Origin of the sequence: Citrobacter sp. MGH 55, from assembly GCF_016906145.1 — a bacterium.
Classification (GTDB): Bacteria; Pseudomonadota; Gammaproteobacteria; order Enterobacterales; family Enterobacteriaceae; genus Citrobacter_A; species Citrobacter_A amalonaticus.
The window spans coordinates 2,753,703-2,754,431 of the sequence record NZ_CP070239.1 but is presented as its reverse complement, the minus strand read 5'-3'; the positions used below and the strand labels follow the sequence as shown (position 1 = coordinate 2,754,431).

Here is a 729-nt window from a genome sequence, read left to right as displayed (position 1 = left end):
GGTGCCAAAGTCCTGCCCGGCGAAACCGATTTCGCCCTGCCGGGTCCGTTACCGTTTGTGCTCTCCAGAACCTACAGCAGCTACCGGACGAAAACGCCTGCACCGGTGAGCATYTTYGGCCCCGGCTGGAAAGCSCCCTTCGATATCCGCTTACARMTYCGYGATGAAGAACTGATACTCAACGACMACGGCGGGCGCAGTATTCATTTCGAGCCGCTACGGGCAGTTGCTCACCTTCACCGACTGCTCAGGCTACCAGACCCGTTATGAATACGGCCGCTTCGGGCAGGTCACTGCCCTTCATCAGGAAGAAGGCCTCAGCCAGTACCGTGCTTACGATGACCGGGGCAGACTGGTCAGCCAGAAAAATGCACAGGGCCAYGARACCCGMTATGAGTACAGCATTGCGGGCGACCTGATGGCGGTCACTGGCCCGGACGGCGTACGCACGGAGACGCAGTATGATGCCGCAGGACACCCGGTGAGCACCACCACTGGCAGCCTGACCCGGCAGATGACCTACGATGCCGCAGGYCGTGTGACGCAACTGACCAACGAAAACGGCAGCCACACCACYTTCRCTTATGATGTGCTGGACAGGCTGGTGCAGGAAGCGGGCTTTGACGGCAGGACGCAGCGTTATCAGTACGGTATTACCGGGCAGCTTATCCGCAGTGAGGACGAAAGCCTTGTCACCCTCTGGCATTACGATGCGTCAGACCGCCTGAC

At 59.7% G+C, this 729-nt stretch carries 1 pseudogene; it reads left to right on the top strand.

What is annotated here, in order from left to right:
- A pseudogene (locus JTI98_RS21435) lies at positions 1-729 on the top strand (DUF6531 domain-containing protein); the annotation flags it as partial.